Genomic DNA, 16,607 nt, shown 5'->3' on the forward strand with positions numbered 1-16,607 from the left:
TCCGCATCTGGTAAATATATGCATATAATTTTTGTATTATGATTTATGTTCTCCCTTGCATTCTTCTTTATCGACTTCTCTTTCATGCTTCCGAAGTCGAAGAGCTTCTAGCATCTTTTCCATATTCTTCCAGTGGCTACCCCTCCAGTATAGCCTCTGGCAATTGGGACAGATCCAGATCTCCCCATCACGCCCTTCAGCTTCCTTAAGGGAGCTGTTGCACAGGGTGCACCTTTGGGGATCTATCCTCAGAGCGATCCCCTTTTCGGCCATCTCCAGGATCTGTTCACAGATCCGGGACGAGCGGATGAGAATGCCCTCCACCCCGGCAGCTGAGCAGGATGAAAAGAGCCTCTTATCTCTGGTGACGAGGATCCTATTCTCCCTTTTTGCCTGGCCAAGGAGTGCCTTATCGCTGTCGCTCTCGGGATTGGCCACATCCTGGCCCAAAAGGCGCAGCCACCTTGCCAGGCGGAGGAGCATGAGGTCGACCAGAAAGCTTCTCTCTTGAGGCCTCTCTGCCGGCGGCTCGTCTTCACCCAGCATCACTTCCGGTCCTCTCTCTTCAGACGGCGTCTCATCCGGCGGTCTCTCTTCCACGATCCACCCATCTCGATCCGCAACTATTTATCGATTGATCTAGATCCTCCCATTCATGAAGAAGGCGATGAGCAATGTGGACGTGGCGGCGATGGTCAAGGAGCTTCAGGATCGGATCCTGGGGGGGTTCATGGGCAAGGCCTATCAGCAATCCTCAGACCGGATCTGGCTCTCGGTTCAGTCCCCGGCGGAGGGCCGGCTCGACCTCCTCCTGGAAACGGGAAGGAGGGTCCATATCACCAAGGCTGAGCGCCCGGCCAGCAAAACCCCTCCTCAGTTTCCCACCATGCTCCGAAGCCACCTCTCCGGAGGCCGGATAGTCGATATCAGGCAGCACCAGTTCGATAGGGTGCTGGAGATCAAGGTGGAGCGAAGCGGAACTGCTCGTTACCTCATCGTTGAGCTCTTTCCCAAGGGGAGCATGATCCTGCTCGATGAATCCAGAAACATCCTCAGCATGCTCAGAAAGATGCTCTACCGGGGAAGGAAGATGGCCGCCGGGGAGCCCTACCTCTACCACCCCGGCCAGCTTGATCCAAGGACCATAGCCCGGGATGAGCTGGCCCTCTGGCTTGCCTCCAGCGGCCAAGACCTGGTGAGATCTCTGGTGCGCGGTCTGAACATGGGCGGGACATACGGCGAGGAGGTCTGCCTGGTGGCCGGAGTGGACAAGAACAAGGAGGCCATCGACCTAGACCCTGGAGAGATCGACCGTGTGCATCAGGCATTAAGCGAAGTGTTCCTGAATGAAACCCTCGATCCCCATATCGTCATCGAGGATGGAGCCCCAATAGATGTCCTGCCCCGCCCTCTGAAGCTCTATTCCGGTCTGGAGAAAAAAAGGTTTGTCACCTTCAGCGAAGCTCTGGATGCCTTCTTTGTGGAAAGGGAGAAAGAGACGACCCGGCAGGATCCTTTGGAGCACAGGATAGAGCTGCAGCGCAAAGCCATTGAGGAATTTCGGTCCCAGGAGGCGGAACTGGTGCGGAAGGGCGAGCTGATCTACCAGCTTTACGGCAGCGTCGAGCAGATCCTCACCTTGATGAACGATGCCCGGGCACGGGGCTTCTCCTACAACCAGATCTGGGAGAGGATCAGCGGCTCGGGCCTTCCCCAGGCGAAGACGATCCTCTCTTTGGACGGCAGGGGAGAGATGAGGGTCTTTCTGGATGGGGAGGAGCTGGAGCTTAATGCCGAACTGGCCGTCCCCCAGAATGCCCAGAGGTACTACGATAAGGCCAAGGATATGGTCCGCAAGGCCAGAGGGGCACAGAGCGCTCTGGCCATAACCGAGGAGCTGAAAGCGGGAAAGGTCGCTCCCAAGAAGACCCGCGCCGTTTCTTCATACTACAGACGGAGAAAGCCCAAGTGGTATGAGAGGTTCCGCTGGTTTTACTCCTCCGACGGCTTCCTGGTCTTAGGGGGAAGGGATGCGGATAGCAATGAGGAGATTTATGCCAAATACCTGGAGAGGAGGGACCTGGCCATGCATACCGATGCTCCCGGCGCTCCCCTGACGGCGATTAAGACCGAGGGCAAAGAGGTACCGGAGAGCACTCTCCAGGAGGCGGCCGGGTTTGCGGTAAGCTATTCCTCCCTCTGGAAGAGCGGGCTTGCTGCTGCAGACTGCTATCTGGTGAAGGGTGACCAGGTGAGCAAGACCCCGGAATCGGGGGAGTTCCTGAAGAAGGGTGCCTTTGTAATCCGGGGAGAGCGCAGATACTTCCGGGATGTTCCACTGGGAATAGCCCTGGGCATAAGAGATGGAGTTCTTATAGGCGGTCCCGTATCGGCGGCCAAGCCTGGATCTGACCCGGTGGTGGAGATCGAGCAGGGAGAGCTCAATCCTGACGACCTGGCAAAGAGGATCTACCGGCAGTTCTCTTTAAAGGTGGAGGACAGAGCCTTCTTGAAGTCCGTGGCGTCGGTGGATCAGATCGTGCAGTTCCTGCCGCCGGGAAATTCGAGGATAAAGGAGTGATGCATAATGAATTGAGGTCGCATCGGTCATATTTTTAACAGAGACTTTATACCTGCGGAACTATTGATCTTGCATTAGTGGCAAGAGATTCTCTGGCTGAGGGCTTGAATTCTGTCTAAATAGGTGGATATAAGAAGCTGCAGAGAAATCTCTACGCGCAGCCATCGGATTAGAGAGCATAAGACTCTGGACAAATAACAGCCGTATTGGAAGCAATTGGGAAACTTCCAGAGAGAGTCCGATTATATTAATCAATCTATTGCTGAGAAATGAGCTATTGATTATCTAACAATGGAAAAAGAATGGCATAAAAAGCTATTTGAAGCGTATAATTAACATAGTATAATATATGGGTAGCAGAGCATTGAGTGCGAGTAGGGGAACAGCAATTGGTATGCACCATTTTTTTAAGAGCACTACAAAATAAAATAATAAAATAAGTTTTTGCCATTAATTCTTTCAAAAAAATCAAATCATTTCTTTATAATTTTGCTTCTAACGGAATCTTCTTAACCTTTTAAGCTAATTGGACTATAGGTGCAAGTATACATGCTAAAAAGGCAATTAACAGATAAAGAAAAAGAGGAACTGATTAAGGAATACATGAGAGATGGTAGCTTGCGCTGCTTTGTAGATAATCACCCAATTGAAGACATATCCCAGGTAGATTTCCATCATATATCACCTCGTTGTGAGCGAGGACCAACCACTATAGATAATATGGCCCCTGTCTGCAAAGATCATCATAAGCTAATCCGCACTCTTTCGCTTCAAGAATTTAGAGATAAGCTAATGCTGGAAAAGTTCTTCACGGAATTTAAAAAGGCAGATGGAATTAGGCTTGATGAAGTGCTATATTTTAAATTAGACGGTTTAAATTATGGCAATCCCTTAAATTTTGAAAAGACAGATAAATCAATAAAAATTTATTGGAATACTGGTCCAGAGTTACACTCTTTATATACATGCTCTTCAGGATTCCAATATTTTTATGCACTAATTCCAATAGAATACATTAAAAATGATTTTGAACTCCAACCGCGCCCATTAGAATCTAAACGAATGTGGGAGCTATATCGTCACTTCCTTAGATATACTCAACTTGCTCCCGCAATTTGCCGCCTTGTAGACCGGCAAGTCTTACTTTTTGATGGGCAGCACAAAACTGCAGCACAGATATGGGCCGGGAGAAAATACGTAGATTGCAAGATTTACATCGATCCGGATATTCAGTCTATTAAGGAAACCGTACTAGCGGCCCATGATAAACTTCGCCAAATGCCCTTTTATACATCCAAGCTCATTTCAATATACAGCGACTTATTTAAAGATGATTGGGAAGATTACCTGGAATTGGCTGGTCAAAAATCTGAAGCAGGTTTTGTTGAATATCTTATTAAGGTAAAGGGAAAAACTAAAACCGAAGGCTTAAAAATGCTCAGATCTGCGATTCAAGATGATATTCTTGATGATCCGGAAAATCTACTTAAAGATTACATCTCCGAAAAGAATAAGACTCGTAAGAACCCTCTAACTATGCATGCCGTTCAAAGAACTTTTATTGCCGAATTCATTGCCCAGCAGCCAATGTCTGCCGAATTTGAGAGTCAACAGGATTTCAGGAAAGATGAAAAGAAAAATATGATTAAATTGATGAATTCAATTGTCAATTTATCTCTTTTAGGCAGGTGGAATCCCGAAGCAAAAAATTCTAATCATTTAACTGCAGAAAGAATATATGCCTCAGGCTCTCTTAGAGCATGGGTTCCTATCCTTAGATCAGTGATTGCTGCAAAACTAGGTTTAATAGAGGATGAAGATAGGCATATGGTTTTCTATCGAGAGATAGATGATAAAACATTTAAAAATATTGTAGAACCTACTGTGAAAAGACTCTTCTCTCATAAATTATGGATTGATCCAGATCCTGAAATCGATACTAATCTTCGAGTAAATAATACCGAGCATGTTAAACAATTTTTGAATTCAAAAGGCTTTAGCTCTTCATGGCTCATGGGAATAGAATCCTAGTTTAATATAAACAAACATTTAAATAATGTTTATTAAAAATTAATTTTTAATCGAATAAAAGAGGCCCACTTTCTCGGATCATAGCCATACTCAGATGGATGACGCCCCACCCCTCATCACACCCCATCAAGACTTTATTTAGATTCACAGCTACTGTCCACCTAGCCATGGCTCTTCCTGACATCAGCTTCCATCCTCTCCCTCTTAACCATTCCAGCCATGGTATATTTCACTGTGACATCATATCCACTAAGCTCATTATTGTCCATCCTTTTACTTTTCCACAGCTCCAAAGCTCAGGAGCCTGCACAGCAATCTAAAATAGCAAAAAGTTAATGAGATAATTGCTCCGATGCCATCTACCCCTCTCCCGTCTCCGGCAGAGCTTCGCCGCATTTTTTGCAGTACTTAGAATCGACATCATGCCTGTCCAGCCCGCAGTTGGTGCATATCACCGTCCTGTCCTGGCTGGAGGCCCGAAGCCAGGCGCGAAATATCCTCGCTGCCTGGAAGGGGATGAAGATGATCCCGGAGATTATCATGGCCACCGTGACCAGCCGGCCGGCAGAGGATGAGGGAACGATATCACCGAAGCCGACGGTGGAGACGGCAACCACCACGAAGTAAAAGGCATCTCCGAAGTTCTGCACATCAGGATTGAGCGGCTCCTCCACAAAATAGAAGAGTCCTGAATATACAAAAAGGATTATGAATATGCTCGCCACCAGACGGGCGACGTTAATCATCCCCGGGCTGATCATTCCGAAGAGCAGATGATCTTTGGCCATAAAGCGGAGAAACCTGAATATCCTGAATGCCGCCATCACCCTTATGGTCTGAATGAACCGAATATCGTGGGTGAAGAAGGTGGCGGGCAGGACCATCAAAACCAGGGTGGGCATTATGGCCACGATATCGATGATGCTGTAGCCATCTTTGACATAGGCCCAACGGTCAGGAGCGCCATAGAGCCGCAGCAGATATTCGATGATAAACAGGCTTACTGCTGCTACCTCAGTCCTCCAGAGGATTTCTTGCGTGCCCGCTGAGAGGGGATAGGTCTCGATGACGAAGAGCATGACCACCAGCAGATTGAGCAGGATGATGAAGATGTCAATGGCCTTTCCCAGAGGGGTTCTAAAGTCTATCATGTAGAACTGGACGGTCTCCCGCAAGCTTCTGGCCTGAGAAGATTTCTTGCCCCCCTTTCCCGAAGCCTCCTTTTTCGGATTGGCTCTTGTCTGATTGGCTTTTAACTGATGGCCGGACATCTGTATTGTCTATAGTCTCTTTTAGGGGATAAAACCATCCGAATCAGCTCAGGAAATGATTAAGTCTTCAGGCAGCGGTGTAGTATCATGATATTATGATCGAATTCTCCGATGTTTTGCAGGCGGCAAATCTCCTCAAGGACAGGGTCATCCGCACTCCTTTAGTCTACTCCCCCACCTTCAGCAGATTGGCCAATGCCGAGGTATACCTGAAGCTGGAGAGCCTGCAGATGGGCGGTTCGTTCAAGGTCAGAGGGGCCACCTACAAGCTCCAGTCCAATCTGGAAAAGATCCATTCAGGGGTTATCGCCGCCTCTGTGGGAAACCATGCACAGGGGGTGGCCCTGGCCGCCTGTGCAGCCGGTGTCCCTGCTACGATCATCATGCCTGTCTGGGCCTCCATCTCCAAGCAAGAGGCCACCCGAGCTTATGGGGCAGAGGTGAGGCTGATGGGCAAAAGCCTCGTCGAGAGCATAGAAATCGGCAGGCGGATGGCCCAGGAGACGAACAGGATCTTCATTCATCCGTATGACGACGAGGAGGTCATAGCCGGCCAGGGGACAGTTGGCCTGGAGATCCTGGAGGACCTGCCAGATGCAGACCTCATAATCGTTCCGGTGGGAGGAGGAGGATTGATCGCAGGAATTGCCCTGGCAGCCAAGGCCATCCGGCCGGAGGCAAGGGTGGTGGGGGTGCAGGCGGCATCCTGCCCCTCGGCCAGAAAGGCCCTGGAGCTTGGAAGGCCGGCGGAGGTCCAGGCTGAGGAGCGGGGCTCGATCGCCGATGCCATCATGGTCACCCAGGTGGGCGAGGCCCCATTCCCGTTGCTGCAGAAGCTGGTGGATGATATCGTTCTGGTTGATGAGGATCAGATCGCCTCTGCCGTATTGAAGCTTCTGGAGAGAAAGCGCATTCTGGCGGAGGGGGCGGCCGCTGCTCCACTGGCTGCGTTACTTGGCGGATCGCTGCAGGTTGCCGAGGGGAGCCGTGTAGTGCTGGTGGTAAGCGGGGGCAATGTAGACAGCCTGCTTTTGGAGCGGATCATCGCGGCAGGCCTTTTCCGGGAGGGCAGACTGATGCATTTTTCCGTCTCCCTGGTGGATTCTCCCGGATCGCTCGCCTGCCTCTTAGGCCTGCTGGCCGATCAGGAGGCCAACGTGGTGCACATTCATCACGCCCGAAACGAGAGCGGAGTGGCGATCAACTACACCCGGGTGGACCTGGAGCTGGAAACTAGGGGCTTCGAGCACATAAAAGGGATCGAGCGGGCGATGGAGGGGGCAGGATACAGATTCATGCGGAGGTAAACTGCTCCGGCCTAAAGACCGGAGCTTTCAGTAGCCCTGAAAGGACTGCCTTGATACTTGGAAGTCCTTCCGAGCCTCCAGGCCGGTCTACATAGCGGCCCAAGAAAGCTATATTCTTAGCACCATTGAAATCAGCATCGCCAGACCAACCACACACAGGACACTTGAAGCTCTTGCCATTCCTGATTCCATGCTCACCGCACTGATGGCACGTCTGGCTGGTGTATGCGGGGTCCACCAGAACCAGAGGAACGCCAGCCGCGAGAGCCTTATAGCTAAGGAACTCCTTAAGCTGGCAGAAGGCCCAACCATTGACTTTTCGTCTATGGTTTTTTCCTGCTTTCTGGTTGACGCCTTCTCTAATTCCGGTTAGATCTTCCAGAGCTATCTTTGCAGGAATCTCCTGGGCTCTGGTCACAATGGCTTTGCTGATTTCGTGGTTGATCTGCCGTTGGTAGCGTGCTTCTTTGCCTGATAGTCGTTGCTGAAGCTCTCGGCATCTTCGCCTTGAACTCCTTGTACCTTTCACGGCTTTCTGTTGAAGAACAGCACGCATAGACGCATAATGATGCTTGATCAGCTTGATAGTCTTTCCGCCAAACTTCTGGCCTTCGGAGGTCACAGCTATATCAGTTATACCAAGATCGACACCTAGAACTGTATCAACATGTATCTGCTCCGGTGCTTCGCTTTTAACCGGGATGTTGATATAGTATTCAGATCCTTTCTTACAAAGCGTTGCGCTTGTCGGTTTAGAATCCTTGAGTCTGGATCGCTGATAGTCGCCTAGAACCAACTTGATTCGTTGTCTCGATCTAAGAAGAGTCACGCTGACTTCTTCGTCTTTCTCTCTGAAAGCAAAGATCCTAGTATCATAATCTATACTGGTTGGTTCAAAGTTCTTAACTGATGAATGATCCTTCATGGCAGTCTTACGGTTAGATGCAACGCGATTGATAGCCCTGATTGCCAGATTGGCAGAAAGACCAAACTTAGCTCGAACATCTTGGTATACAATGCCCTGAATACGGACCTTATTTCTGAGCTTAGCAGGCGTATTCTGGTTTATCCAATTGCAGGCATCCGCAAAGGCTTTCAGAGTATCCTCCATCTCTTCGGCCTGGGAGTCTGTTGGACTTAACTTGCATCGGACGGTTAACACCTGCTCAGTCATCAGCAGGCAGTATAGTCACTAGGTGATATAAAGGTTTTGGTGGGCTACTTACGGCTTTCCTCCCCGCCCTGAAGAGCGGGGCTTCCAGCCCGTGTTTATGTGAGGAGCGCAAACTGCCCTCCGCCGCTACGATTGGATTGCTGAAACGACAATCGGAGCCATCTGTTGCCATCTCTCTGGTGCAAATTGAAGAATACTACTATTTCTCCTGCTGAAAAATCTGTTTCATCCTTTTTGACCCCAAACCCTTTGACCTGAAGATGCGTCTGATCCTTTTCTTTTGATAAGACAATATCTTGTCGTGCAGTGGATGATCCGGCCCCACCCTGAGAAGTGTTAAAGATACGACAAAGTTTTCGGGTTGATCCAGGAAGCAGGCTATGCCTCCTTCCTCTCCTGACTCGACTACATTAAGGATCTTCAATTCCTTTTCCGGTGTGACATCATATCCATTTGCAATCAAGGTTTTGCTCAAATCGCGGCTGGCATGAGCGGTGATGGGCAGATTGGCCTTCATCTCGTCTATTAGCAGCATATTCCTCATCTCTTTCCGTATCCCATTATTCGAAGAGATGCTTTTCATCGAACAGGGTGCAGAATACATCCTTCTCGCTGATGCATCGATTGGGGCATACCTCGCAGATGCTGAGCATATGATCCCATGCATATGAGATTGCATCAGTCATTTTATTAACCATGTCATCGCCGATATCAGGGAAGAACGATTCTACGGGCTCGTATGAGATGCACACTTTTTCAATTTCGCCGGACAATTGCCTGAGAACTTCATCCTTCATTGCTTTTGTATAGTAAATGCAAAACTCCGCAAGGACCTCATCACTGATCTTTTTCCTTCTCAGCCTGTAGGCAAGTTCATCTTTCATGCTATCATAAATCGACAAAGCTAATTCATAGCAAAACCAGTTCAGCTTAATCTTATCGTCCTGGCTGGAATAAAAAGAGGTTGGGCTGATCATATCCAAGCTGTTCTTTTCATTCTTTACCTTTCGTCTCTTCCTCACTCCTCTCATGCTCTTATCTCCCCTTGATGTGCCTGATCTCCACTGCCACTCCTCTCCTTGATCGGACCATCTCCCGGCCTGATCTCCTCATTTGTCTTGCCGTTCCAAACCAGCTCCACCTCGCGCTTATCCTCAAAGAGCAGAAAGCGGTACTTGTCTGGCAGGGGCTTATCGGCTTCTATGTAGCGGATTATCTCCTGCTGTTCTCTTTCGGTCAGGCGTGGCATGAGCATCTCCCTTACGTATATCTCGACAAAAATGTCGATTGCTTGGATGGTTTGCAGATTTCCTGTGACAGTCATAACGAAAAAGGTTTTGGTGTCTCAGAAGAAAACGCATATAGGCGAAATTATTAAGAATAGCAGAGAAGATAGTGATTCAATGGCAGCACGAGGCAGAATCAAGACTAAAAGAGAGGAATCCACCAGCGACCAGGGCTTAGACGCTCTGGAAGAGTGTGATGAATCGACCGCAGAGGAAATTCATGCACTCATCGAACTGGAAAAGGATGATTTTATCAGCCTTGAAGAATATGCGAAGAGACGCGGCCTGCGGTGCGCCAGGCCAGATAGCAATGCACCAGGGGGAAATAAGCATAAATTAGATGTATAAAAACAACTACAGATATGCAGAAGTCTCGGGTAGTTCGGATGGATTCCATTGGGCCTATTGAGAAGTGTAAGCGGCAAGGAAGCGATTAAGGCTTTCATCAAAGCAGGCGGAATAGTCCGCCGCGGAAAAGGTGATCATGTCAACATTAAAATGCCAAATGGATAGCTCATAACTATCCCAGTCTCAGGGAGTCTTAAGATTGGCCTGCTAAAGTCGGCAATTAGAAAGGCCGGCCTGGATGATGAAGAATTCATGATACTCTTGAAGGAGTGATTAATTATGGAATATACTATTTTGATCCATCAGGCGGAAGAGGGTGGCTTCTGGTCTGAAGTTCCCGCTCTTCCTGGATGCTACTCTCAAGGAGAAACAATAGATCAAACCCTGCAAAATACCAAGGAAGCCATCGAATCCCACCTGATAGCCCTGAAGGAAGATCTAGTGGCGGCCCCAATCGAGGAGAGTCTATTCATAGGAAAGGTTAGAGTGGAAGTCCCCGGCCTGTGATATTGCCTGATATCAGCAAATGAATCCAGTTCATTATATTGCCTAAAGGATTCATTTCTTGAGGGTCCTGCAGGCCCGATTCGCTGGGCACCTGAAAGGAAAACCATGAAAACCAGAGCGCGAGAGGCCCGTAAACCCGTTTGCGCTGGAGGCGCCTCTACCTCTCCTTTATGTGCCTGATCTCCACCGCCACTCCTCTCCTTGATGCCACCATCTCCCAGCCGGACATCTTCGCCCGGCCAATACCAAAGGCCTGCTCGCCCTCGACGATCACCTCATCACCCGGCCGGATCTCTTCGTCTGCATCCACCACGCCCGGTGCGAGCAGCGAGCCTCGGGGCAGAAAGTCGCCTATCCTGACCGTATAGCGGCCCAGGGGTTCCAGGCGCTTTGCCCCCGCCATCGACAACGCCATGTTGCCGTTTATTGTCCAGGTGGCCAGCGGCCTCTTGTTCTCATCCTGAATTTCTCTGCCCCTGACTACGATCTTTCCCGCCAGCAGAGCATCGCCCGCACCCTGGCCGAAATAAAAGTCGGCATGGGCCCGGTAACGCAATAGCCGCAGATCTGGCAGGCGTGCTGCGTTACGGCATGCTTCTTTTATCGCTTCACCGAGGCGTGCCAGGGCTGGACCATTGGTTCCTCCGCCGGTATAGACGGCATCAATGCCGGATTCTCGCACCAGCTCCTCCAGCTCTCCATCCAGGTGGGCCACTATTCTGACATACCGGTTCTTTTTCAGGTAAGCTTTCAGGCACCCGGCCAGCCACGCTCTCTCCTCTCGATCCCAGCGGCCGGTGACGGGGACATCGTAGCTGGCAGCAGGATAAGCCTCCTCTAATTCCCGTGGCACGAGCGCCAGGGGCGAGGTCAGTATCAGCTCATGCAGATAGCGCCTGGCGGAGCCAATGGCCTCGGCGAAGAGGCGGTGTGATCGGGAGGTGGAGTAGGGCTTGCGAGCGGAGCAGGGCAGGAGCAGCAGCACATCGCTTTGCGGAGCCTGATATCTCTCTAAAACCCTTTCTGCAAATCGAGTGACCTCCACCCTCTGCAATGACTCGGCGCAGTTGGCATAAAAAGCGCTGCGGCGGCTGACGGGCGTCCTCCTCTCCAGATACCGGTGCTCCGCGTCCAGCAGGCGCAGGGCAGCGGTCTGGTCGGGCGTCACCCTCATCTGCCGCTCCACGTACTCCCTGATTGTTTGGGTGCGGACAGCTTCTCTGACCGCCAGCAGCTCCTCATCGAGCTTCTGGAGGTTATGGGCAACGAGGAGATCCGTCTCCTGTCTGGTCTCCTTCTCCCGCATCTTCTGGCAGTGAGGACAGAGGCAGAAAAGCTCATCCCTCTCGGCCAGCTCTTTGGCGCTCCAGACTCCGTCCCGGGTATGGTAACGGCCCAGGAGGCCATCTGCTATCATCCTGGTGCCATCAATGAGATCTATTCCCAAATAGACCAGAAGGGCCAGATTGGCGGGCGTGGCAAGAGCAGGTGCATAAAGAGCGCTATCTGGAGCAGTCTTATCCCTAACCCCGATGATCGCCTTCACCAGGTCTCTGGGATTCTTGAGGCTTCCGGCATTGCCCATCAGATAAACATCGGCCCCCTCCGGCGTCTTCTCTCTGAAGGGGTGGACGAGCAATCCTTTGGGGCCGTCCAAATCCATTGCGGGCAGCTCCAGGGCCGGCTCGGAGTGCAATGCTGAAGGGACGTAAGGCAAGATGGCCAGCTTCTTTTGACCCTTCAGCCCCTCCTGAATGGCTATGGCCTCATCCAGGGAATTATAGCTATAGATGCTTCCTGCGGATAGGTAGTCGTCTGGAGTGATAACGCCGGGAGTGCTGATCTGCCTGTTCAGGAGGAGCTTTCCCATCCGAGCAGGGCCGTCGCGGCGGAGGATCTCGAAGTATTTTGTCATGGCATATGCACCTTGGGCAATTGCTCTAATCTTTCTTCAAGGTTGATCTTCAGCCGGAAGGTGAACCGGGCATCTGGATTGGCCTCGATCAGCCTTCTTGTGATCCTTACCGCTCGATCTATCGCCGCATCGTCAGCCTCCGCCGGGACTTCGGCGTTGAATGGATAGGTCTCCGAGAGTTGCGTCGGATAGGGTCCGAATGGTGGCTTGAAATTCAGGACGTTATCATAACCGCTCGGGTTCGCGTTTGGATCATCGGTGATCAGAACCTCGCCTTTCAGGCTGATCCGCTCGATCCTCCGGCCATGGCGGATGACCTCAGGCCGGCTTGCAGATTCTGGGCTCAGATAAAAAAATGTGGACTTGCTGGCTGAGTCCAGGCCCTCCAGCCAATCTCCATATGAGGCCAACCGTTTCAGGCCGTCGAGCATGCGGGGATGAGACCGGCAGCGCGTCTCCAGAAGGTCCCATAGCGAGCCATCGCGAATGCTCTGCCGGACGAGCTTGATCTCCTGCAGGGAGACGTAAAGGTTGTGGCGGGCCAGCTCCCTCGATCTTTGGGGGCTATCCATCAGCTCCTGCTGAGTATATTTCAGGCAGACTGGGCAGGAGCAGGGAAGATGCTTCATCTCCTCCAGCTTCCGAGTTCCCTGGACGGTCAGATAGCGGCCCTCCCGGGCGTAGAGGGCATAAGCAGCGGAGTCGAAGAGGTCGCAGCCCATAGCAGCGGCCAGGGCAAAGATCATGGGGTGTCCAGCTCCGAAGAGATGGACTGGCACCCCCGAGCCCAAACCCTTCTTGGCAGAGACAACCACATCTACCAGATCCCTGAAACGGTAGGCCTCCATCAGAGGCACCACTCCTCCTATGGGATAAAGATCAAATCCGAGCTCTCGGGCGAATCTCCCCGCCCTTTCCCGGAGGTCGGGATAGGTAGATCCCTGAACCGGTCCGGCCAATAGGGCATCTCTCTTCAGGCCGGCTGCCTCCCGCAGTCGTTCCTCTGTGATATTCAACTCCGACTCCGCCCTCTCCCTGGAGACATCAGGTGGGGTGGGTATATCCAGGGGCACGGATATGTCTGATTTTATGGCAAACTGAAAATCAAGGATCTCCAGAGGCAGAACATCGATATCGCCATAGACGGAGAGCTGAAAGGCTCCTGAGTCGGTCATTATGGGCCCGGGAAAGCCCAGGAGATGGTGCAAGCCCTGCTCTATTGCTCCTTCCCTCAAGTCAGGATCCTGATTTATTATGTAGCTGTTGGTGATAACCATCTCCGCACCCATCGAGGCCAGCTCATCTGGAGGGATGAGGGGAAGGTGGGGATTTATCACAGGCATGAGCAGTGGTGTCTCGACGGTGCCATGAAGAGTAGAAAGCCGGCCGATCCTTCCGGCCAGATCTTTATGCAGTATCTCGAAGCGGTCCGGCATATGCAAATCCTTCACCAATAAGGAATAAATAGGTTGGGTCTGATCATCAGGGGATAAGGAAAACTGAATATAAGAGGATTGATTAATATGAAAAATATAACCGCATTGGTTACACTATTCTGCCTGATGGGCCTAGCAGGTGCCCAGGGTAGCGGCCTGGGAGATGGTTATAGCTCCACTCAAAGGGCATTCTTCAATGAACCAATCACCTCAACCTTTGAACCTTATGTGAATAACTACTGGAGCAATTATGTTGTCGGCAACAAGAACCAGAGCAGCCACGTCATGACCTCTGAAATGGATATGTGGGTAAACAACTTCCCCCTGATGTTCAGCACCCCTATGCAGCTTGATTCCACGAGCTTCAAGAGCAATGTCTCAACCATGGGCCTCAGCGAGAAAGAGAAGAACAGCCAGGCCCTGAAGACCGCGGTATACCGTGAACTGGGCCTGAACGATCTTGGCAAATTCGCTGCTGTAGCAGGCCTGAATGCCACCAGTGCCACTCCTGCAGTTGATGCTACAGGGAATCTGCTCTCTCAGAGTGTCATGTCGTTCTTCAACGTCTGAGCGGCTAATTTCATTTATTTTCTTGACATGACTGTAAAGGGCAAGAGTCCGCCGGCCAGGAGAATCATCCTCTGGCGACGAGAGAGGTTCATCTTCAGAACTAGCTCTTCTTCCTTTTTATTTTCTCCTTTCCTTCCCACTCCTTCTTCTCCTTTTCTGCTGCTTTCTGCATGGGCGAGCACACTATCTAGGCCCTTCTCTAAAGATTTGCGAATGCCAGGGATTCTTATATTCGTTTTTTCCGGCAGCAGATCCCAGTCAGACTCTTTTTCAAAGGTAAACGGCACTATGCCGAAGTTCACCAGGTTAGCGGCATGTATCCTTTCTATGGATTTTGCGATCACCCCTTTCACTCCCAGGTACATGGGACACATGGCCGCATGCTCGCGGGATGAGCCCTGGCCATAGCTCAGGCCGGCCACGATCAGATTATGGAAGCCTTGATCGCGGAGGGAGGATGCCCGGGAGAAGAAGTCCTTATCCAGTGGTTCAAAGACGAACTCTGCATACTTGGGAACGTTTGAGCGGTATTTGAGCCGGGACCCAGCAGGCATGATGTGATCAGTTGTTATCAGATCTCCCACCCTTATGGTCACGGATCCTGCTATATCCTCTTGAAGGGGTTGGTTGACGGGAGGTTGGCCGATGTTCGGTCCGCGGCAGATCGTAGCTCTTGCCCTCTGTTCCGGTGACAGAGGCGGAATGATCATCCGGTCATCGATATCGAAATGATCGGGCATCTGGATTCCTGGAAACTCCATATCCAGCTCTCTTGGGTCAGTCAGCCTGCCGGTGAGAGCGGCAGCAGCCGCAACTACCGGGCTGGTCAAGTATACATTGGCGCTGGGAGTGCCGGATCGACCCATAAAATTGCGGTTGCTGGTGCGGACGGAGACGGAGTTGGTGCAAGGGGACATGCTGTTTCCAATGCAAAATCCGCAGGACGATTCCAGTATTCTGGCCCCGAATGCTATCAAGTCGCTGAGGGCGCCATTTTTGGCAATGGCATTCAAGACCTGTCGCGATCCGGGGGCGATTCCTAAAGAAATGCCTTCAGGAAGCCTCTTTCCCCTTACCATCCTGGCCACCGTCATCAGGTCTACATAAGAGGAGTTGGTGCAGGAGCCTATCATCACCTGGTCTACAGCAAGATCCAGGTCCCCGACCTTAATTATGTTCCCCGGGCTGTGGGGAGCGGCTGCCAGGGGCTCGATCTCCGCCAGGTCGATCTCCAGGCTGCGGTCGTAGGTGGCATCTTTGTCTGCGGCAAGAGGTTTCCATTGACTCTCTCTCTCCTGGGCAGCCAGGAACCTCTTGGTCTGCAGGTCGCTGGGAAATATGGATGTGGTCACCCCGGTCTCAGCTCCCATGTTGGTGATGGTCGCTCTCTCCGGTACCGTCAGGCCGGCTATGCCATGGCCGGTATACTCGGAGACGAAGCCCACGTTTCCCTTTGTGCTCAGGATCTGCAGTACCTTTAGCGCTACGTCTTTGGCTGTGGACCAGGGCTGGAGATTGCCCATTAGGTGGACATCGATTACTTTGGGGGCAGCGAGGTAGTATGCTCCTCCGCCCATGGCCACCGCCACATCCAGCCCGCCCGCACCCATGGCCAAAGAGCCAACCCCACCCGCGGTGGGGGTGTGGCTGTCTGAGCCCAGAAGGGTCTTTCCCGGGCGGGCGAATCTCTCCAGATGGACCTGATGGCAGATGCCGTTTCCTGGACGGGAGAAGTATATGCCGTACTTCTTAGCGATTGACTCCAGGTAGGCATGGTCATCGGCGTTCTCGAATCCCACCTGGATGGTATTGTGATCGACATAGCTCACGGAAAGCTCAGTGGCGATATCAGATAGCCCCATGGACTCGAACTGGAGATAAGCCATGGTGCCCGTAGCATCCTGGGTCAGCGTCTGGTCTATCTTTATGCCTATCTCTTTGCCCAGCTCGTAGGAGCCATCCGCGAGATGCTCTCGCAGGATCTTCTCAGTTAATGTGTAACCCATAAAAGACCTCCAGCAGACATATCAATCAGCTGGTGTCGACGATGATGATATTAATACTCGACGATTGTGGCGTTATATATGCGGCGGAATTCTTCGATCCATCTTCGGCGCAAGAATCGGTGTCTTATGCGGCGTGAGCAAAAAGGTTATATACCTCTGAGTTATTGGATGGGTT

The 16,607-nt window shown here is 51.4% G+C and carries 14 protein-coding genes and 1 pseudogene; 6 read left to right on the top strand and 9 right to left on the bottom strand.

What is annotated here, in order from left to right; genetic code table 11:
• Positions 1–36: 36 nt before the first annotated feature.
• On the bottom strand, positions 37–600 hold the full coding sequence (locus MCON_RS01350; RefSeq protein WP_013718257.1) for a Mut7-C RNAse domain-containing protein: 564 nt from the start codon (positions 598–600) through the stop codon (positions 37–39).
• A gap of 55 nt (positions 601–655) precedes the next feature.
• Between MCON_RS01350 and rqcH the strand changes: the two genes are divergently transcribed.
• Positions 656–2,581, top strand: coding sequence for a ribosome rescue protein RqcH (rqcH, locus tag MCON_RS01355; protein WP_013718258.1), 1,926 nt, complete (start codon positions 656–658; stop codon positions 2,579–2,581).
• A gap of 537 nt (positions 2,582–3,118) precedes the next feature.
• Positions 3,119–4,612, top strand: coding sequence for an HNH endonuclease signature motif containing protein (locus MCON_RS01360; protein ID WP_157863612.1), 1,494 nt, complete (start codon positions 3,119–3,121; stop codon positions 4,610–4,612).
• A 359-nt stretch (positions 4,613–4,971) separates the two neighbouring features.
• Here the strand turns inward: MCON_RS01360 and MCON_RS01365 are convergent, their stop codons facing one another.
• Complete coding sequence (locus tag MCON_RS01365; RefSeq protein ID WP_013718260.1) at positions 4,972–5,883, bottom strand: ion transporter; 912 nt, start codon at positions 5,881–5,883, stop codon at positions 4,972–4,974.
• Positions 5,884–5,978: 95 nt separating this feature from the next.
• Between MCON_RS01365 and ilvA the strand changes: the two genes are divergently transcribed.
• Entirely contained in the window at positions 5,979–7,190 is a 1,212-nt protein-coding gene (gene ilvA, locus MCON_RS01370; RefSeq protein WP_013718261.1) for a threonine ammonia-lyase, read from the top strand.
• Here ilvA and MCON_RS01375 read toward each other — a convergent pair.
• The 4 genes and pseudogenes from MCON_RS01375 to MCON_RS17030 form a co-directional block, all read right to left on the bottom strand.
• Entirely contained in the window at positions 7,177–8,364 is a 1,188-nt protein-coding gene (locus MCON_RS01375) for an RNA-guided endonuclease InsQ/TnpB family protein (protein WP_048131654.1), read from the bottom strand. The two genes, ilvA and MCON_RS01375, sit on opposite strands and share 14 nt — an antisense overlap.
• 199 nt (positions 8,365–8,563) lie before the next feature.
• Positions 8,564–8,899 carry a hypothetical protein gene (locus MCON_RS01380; protein ID WP_157863613.1) on the bottom strand — a complete coding sequence of 112 codons (336 nt, stop codon included), beginning with the start codon at positions 8,897–8,899 and terminating at the stop codon, positions 8,564–8,566.
• 25 nt (positions 8,900–8,924) lie between these two features.
• Positions 8,925–9,347, bottom strand: a complete 423-nt coding sequence (locus MCON_RS01385; protein WP_162144982.1) for a hypothetical protein — start codon at positions 9,345–9,347, stop codon at positions 8,925–8,927.
• A gap of 125 nt (positions 9,348–9,472) precedes the next feature.
• Positions 9,473–9,613: pseudogene (locus MCON_RS17030) on the bottom strand (adenine methyltransferase); the annotation flags it as partial.
• A gap of 64 nt (positions 9,614–9,677) precedes the next feature.
• Between MCON_RS17030 and MCON_RS01395 the strand changes: the two are divergent.
• Entirely contained in the window at positions 9,678–9,998 is a 321-nt protein-coding gene (locus MCON_RS01395; RefSeq protein WP_157863615.1) for a hypothetical protein, read from the top strand.
• Between the two features lie 279 nt (positions 9,999–10,277).
• A complete protein-coding gene (locus MCON_RS01400) occupies positions 10,278–10,505 on the top strand; it encodes a type II toxin-antitoxin system HicB family antitoxin (protein WP_013718268.1) in 228 nt (75 codons plus the stop codon).
• 157 nt (positions 10,506–10,662) lie between these two features.
• Here MCON_RS01400 and arcS read toward each other — a convergent pair whose 3' ends face one another.
• Together arcS and tgtA are read right to left on the bottom strand one after the other, a co-directional pair.
• Positions 10,663–12,420 (bottom strand): archaeosine synthase subunit alpha, encoded by a 1,758-nt coding sequence (gene arcS / locus MCON_RS01405; protein WP_013718269.1) that lies wholly within the window; start codon positions 12,418–12,420, stop codon positions 10,663–10,665.
• Entirely contained in the window at positions 12,417–13,856 is a 1,440-nt protein-coding gene (gene tgtA, locus MCON_RS01410; protein WP_013718270.1) for a tRNA guanosine(15) transglycosylase TgtA, read from the bottom strand. Before tgtA ends, arcS begins: the two co-directional genes overlap by 4 nt.
• A 126-nt stretch (positions 13,857–13,982) precedes the next feature.
• On the opposite strand from tgtA, the gene MCON_RS01415 reads away from it, so the two are divergent.
• Positions 13,983–14,426, top strand: a complete 444-nt coding sequence (locus tag MCON_RS01415) for a hypothetical protein (protein ID WP_157863616.1) — start codon at positions 13,983–13,985, stop codon at positions 14,424–14,426.
• Between the two features lie 14 nt (positions 14,427–14,440).
• Here the strand turns inward: MCON_RS01415 and MCON_RS01420 are convergent, their stop codons facing one another.
• Positions 14,441–16,432 carry an aconitate hydratase gene (locus MCON_RS01420; protein ID WP_013718271.1) on the bottom strand — a complete coding sequence of 664 codons (1,992 nt, stop codon included), beginning with the start codon at positions 16,430–16,432 and terminating at the stop codon, positions 14,441–14,443.
• Between the last annotated feature and the right edge of the window lie 175 nt (positions 16,433–16,607).

The organism is Methanothrix soehngenii GP6 (assembly GCF_000204415.1).
Classification (GTDB): Archaea; Halobacteriota; Methanosarcinia; order Methanotrichales; family Methanotrichaceae; genus Methanothrix; species Methanothrix soehngenii.